This window comes from Phytoactinopolyspora endophytica (genome assembly GCF_004138495.1).
In the GTDB taxonomy this organism is placed as follows: Bacteria; Actinomycetota; Actinomycetes; order Jiangellales; family Jiangellaceae; genus Phytoactinopolyspora; species Phytoactinopolyspora endophytica.
Window position 1 is genome coordinate 74,333 of sequence record NZ_ML142862.1, and the last position, 330, is coordinate 74,662.

The 330-nt window shown below is 65.2% G+C and carries 1 protein-coding gene; it reads left to right on the forward strand.

The features are described 5' to 3' along the window. Positions 1–20: 20 nt before the first annotated feature. On the forward strand, positions 21–330 hold a 310-nt coding region (locus tag ELR45_RS38875), incomplete at its 3' end, for a nucleotidyltransferase domain-containing protein (protein ID WP_420813939.1).

The window sequence follows — 330 nt, forward strand, 5'->3', positions numbered from 1 at the left end:
AACGCCGCCGCTACGATGGTCTGACCATGGACGACGACCGCTTCCTCGATCCCATCGCCGACATACTCGTCGCATTGCCGCACGTCGAAGCTGTCACGCTCGGCGGATCCCGCGCCCAAGGCACACATCGAACTGACAGTGACTGGGACCTGGCGATCTATTATCGCGGCGACTTCCGGCCCCAGTCCCTCCGCGATCTCGGCTGGGAGGGCACAGTCTCGGAGTTGGGCGAATGGGGCGGTGGCGTGTTCAACGGCGGCGCCTGGCTACGGATCGACGGCCGGCCAGTGGACGTGCATTACAGGGACCTAGCAGTGGTGCGGGAGCAGA